This is a genomic window from Deltaproteobacteria bacterium (assembly GCA_011773515.1).
Classification (GTDB): Bacteria; Desulfobacterota; Deferrimicrobia; order J040; family J040; genus WVXK01.
Map to the genome: position 1 here is coordinate 6886 of WVXK01000039.1, position 3492 is coordinate 10377.

Consider the following 3492-nt stretch of genomic DNA (forward strand, 5'->3'; position numbering starts at 1 on the left):
GTTTCTCGTTTCTCGTTCAACCGGAAACCGTAAACCGTTAACTGTTAACTGTTTTCATTCCGCATTCCGCATTCCGAATTACCGTCTGGCAGCACACCCGCTTTCCCCTCCCCTTTTAGCCTTGATACTCCGGGCTCCCGTTTCCTGTCTCCACCATGATGGTCCGGTACCGCCTGACCCGCACCATCCCCGGCCTCTGGCCGGGAATCTTGCTCACGTCCTTTGCGTCCGCCACGAAGATCTCCACTTTGCCGTCCCGGGCCCCGCCGCTTCTCCTGGCGGCTTCCGCCCCGAAGGTGCGGATCAGCCCGGGGGGTATTTCCCCGGATCGCGGCTTCTTGATGAGCACGTGGCTTCCCGGGTGATGCCTGGCGTGCAGCCACAGGTCCCCGGGCCTTGCGATGCTCTTTACGATGTGGTCGTTTCCCCTGTTGTTCTTGCCGATGTAAACGGTGAACTCCTCTACCTGCTTTTTCTCCACGTGCGCGGCGGAAGATTCCCTTTTTCCCTTTCTCTCTCTTTTCTTCTCCTTCCGGGCCCTCCGTCTCATGTATCCCGATTCGGTCATCTCCCTCTCCAGGTGCGAGAGGTCATCGATGGTCTGCGCTTTCTCCACATAGTACTGGATGCCGTTCAGATATCTGATTTCCTCCTCTATCCGGGGCAGCAATCCCGTCTTCATCGATATCCCCCGCTGCCCCTTCTTGTAGAGCCGGAAATACCGGTTCATGTTCTCCACGGGCGAAAGGGACGGGTCGAGCTCTATCACCACCCGCCGGGGAGGCGTTGTCGAAAAATCCGGCGCGGAAAGCTCCTTCTGCCCCTTTTTCATGATGTGGAGGGATTGCTTCAAAAGCTCACCCTTGACGCCGAACTCTTTCAGTGACTCCAGCTTCAGGATGTCCTCGTTGACCCTCTCTTTCTTTTTCTCCTCCCTTTTTTTTCTCTTGCGGAGGACCGTTAAGAGCTTGTTTTTCATTGAGAGAAACTGCTCCCGCAGGTAGGAGGCGTGAAAAAAGGTATCCGCCGCTTCGTTGGCAGAGTCGAAATACTCTATTTCCCCCGGGACCACCGCCCCGGCGATAACGGGAAGGAGGGTTGTCCTGTCTCTATTCTCCCTCCTCAAGCCCACCCGGTAGCTTCCCTCCCTGTAGGCGCGGATGATTTCTCCGAAAGCGTCGAGCAGCGCCTTTCCGTCCGCATCCCCGCCAGGAGCGACCTGGGATGCTATCTCTTTGGAGATCCCGTAAACGCCTCTCATAATTGCCTGGGGGATGCCGTCCCAGCTGTCGGTAAGAATCTGCCGGCACGTTTCGATGGTCACGCCGGGAAGGAAGGTCTTGGGAAGGGGGGGGAGAGGGCGGTAGGAGATCCCCGAGGCGATCTCCCGGACGCTGGTATCTCTTTCCGTGACGATGTTGAGGGCGTTCAGGATAATCCCGCTTTCATCGAGAAGGATTATGTTCGCGTGCCTTCCGAACAGCTCGGCCACGAGGCGGTGATGTTGTGGCTCGCCATCTTCGCCCCTTGCCTGAAACATCACCGTGAAGGCGCGTTCGAATTCGGTCAGCTCGATGTCCCTGATGCGGGCCCCGCTCAGGTGCTTCCTGAGTGCCTGGCAAAACCTGGGCGGTGACAGGGGATTTTTGAGCTCCTTCCCGGTTATGTGGGCCGAGCAGAGGTGGGGGTGTGCCGAGATCAGGAGGCGGTTGCCGCCCCCGGGCTTCCAGAGCTCGAGGAGAATTTCCCTTTTGCCCGGCTGGTAGACCTTCGACACGAGAGATCCGGGCAGTTTCTCCCTGAGTTCGTCGATAATTTTCTTCAGCACGAAAGAATCCATTTATTTTTCCCCGTCCGTTGGGGTAAGTTTATTGTATGCCCCGTGTCTTGGAAAAGCAAAGGAGAGCGTAGCGATGCCGCTTGCCTCTCTCTCCGGGCTCACGATCTACTACGAGACATACGGCGACGGGATGGATCGGAGCCTGGTCATGATAAACGGTCTCGGCTCCGATCACCGGGAGTGGCTCTACCAGGTCCCCGCCTTCCGGCAGCACTTTCGGGCTGTCCTCTTTGATAACAGGGGTTGTGGGATAAGCGATGTGCCCCCCGGGCCCTACACGACGGACCAGATGGCGGGGGATGTCCGGGACCTTCTCGCCTATCTCGGGATAGAGAGGGCAAGCCTCCTCGGCGTGTCGATGGGGGGATTGATAGCCCAGAAGGTGGCCATCCTCTACCCGGAAGTGGTTGACCGGCTCGTTCTGGCCTGCACGGGTGTTGGAGGGGAGCACTCGGTCAAGCCATCCCCTGCGGCCATGGAAGTTTTCCGGTCCTACAACGAGAGTGACCCGGAGGGATCGCTCAGGGACATGCTCCCGTACCTCTACACCCCTGGCTTCATCGAACGAAATGATCCCGAGGTGGATCGCTTCATCCGCTATGCCCTCGACAGGAAGCAGAATGTAAAAGGGTATATGGCACAGCTTGCAGCGATCTCTACTCACGCCACCTATCACGATCTTTCCCGGATCCGGGCGCAGACCCTCGTCATAACCGGGGATGCGGACAGGCTGATTTTGCCTGAGAACTCCGAGATACTCGCGGCGAACATCCCCGGGGCGAGCCTGGAATTCCTCGCGGGTGCCCCCCACCGGCTTTTCGCCGAGAGGTGGGAGGAGTTCAACGAGAAGGTGCTTGCCTTCCTTACCGGATAAAATAACGGGGCCCTCTCAAGGCGGCACGAAAAAGGGTCGAAAGAAAAGGAGGGTGTCGAACAACTCTCATCGATCAGGGGGTGTATCGAATGAAAGAGGATCGCGTGGGAAATGAAACGTGGCGTGTCTTCAGGATCATGAGCGAATTCGTGGAAGGGTTCGAGTCTTTGCGCAACGTGGGGCCGGCTGTTTCGATATTTGGCAGTTCCCGGATGAAGAGCAGGGATCCCTACTATAAAAAGACGGTGAAAATAGCGGAACTGCTCTCGAAAAGGGGCTTCGCGATCATCTCCGGCGGCGGCCCCGGCATAATGGAGGCGGCGAACAAGGGTGCGAGCAGGGGAAAGGGCCTGTCGATAGGGCTCAACATCGAAATCCCGATCGAGCAGGCGCAAAACACGTATCAGAACAAATCCCTTCACTTCAAGCACTTTTTCGCGAGAAAGGTCATGTTCGTGAAATACGCCGTGGGATACGTCATCATGCCGGGAGGGTTCGGGACCCTCGATGAGTTTTTCGAGTCCCTTACCCTGATGCAGACGGAGAAGATAGACAGGTTTCCCGTCGTGGTCGTGGGTACCGATTACTGGAGGGGCCTGCTGAAGTGGATGAGGAAGACGATGGTGGAGGCGGGGACCGTCGTGAAAGAGGATCTCGACCTTTTCCACGTCACGGACGACCCCGTGAAGGTGGCGGATATCATCGAGAAGAGCTACGAGGAGAGGAACTCCTTCAAGGAAATCCGCCTGTGGGGCATCCCCCTCGAGGGGATAACACC

3 protein-coding genes are annotated in these 3492 nt (G+C 57.6%); 2 read left to right on the top strand and 1 reads right to left on the bottom strand.

Translation table 11 applies throughout. The features are described from left to right. Positions 1-115 precede the first annotated feature (115 nt). Positions 116-1840 (bottom strand): DUF814 domain-containing protein, encoded by a 1725-nt coding sequence (locus tag GTN70_04055; GenBank protein NIO16163.1) that lies wholly within the window; start codon positions 1838-1840, stop codon positions 116-118. A gap of 73 nt (positions 1841-1913) precedes the next feature. On the opposite strand from GTN70_04055, the gene GTN70_04060 reads away from it, so the two are divergent. Then, entirely contained in the window at positions 1914-2714 is an 801-nt protein-coding gene (locus GTN70_04060; GenBank protein NIO16164.1) for an alpha/beta fold hydrolase, read from the top strand. Positions 2715-2803: 89 nt separating this feature from the next. Further along, positions 2804-3492, top strand: a 689-nt coding sequence (locus GTN70_04065) for a TIGR00730 family Rossman fold protein (GenBank protein NIO16165.1), incomplete at its 3' end; no start/stop codon positions are given.

Bases quoted from the DNA above. Each gene is read 5' to 3' on its own strand.
- GTN70_04060 (NIO16164.1), top strand. From the start codon at position 1,914: ATGCCGCTTGCCTCTCTCTCCGGGCTCACGATCTACTACGAGACATAC.
- GTN70_04055 (NIO16163.1), bottom strand. From the start codon at position 1,840: ATGGATTCTTTCGTGCTGAAGAAAATTATCGACGAACTCAGGGAGAAA.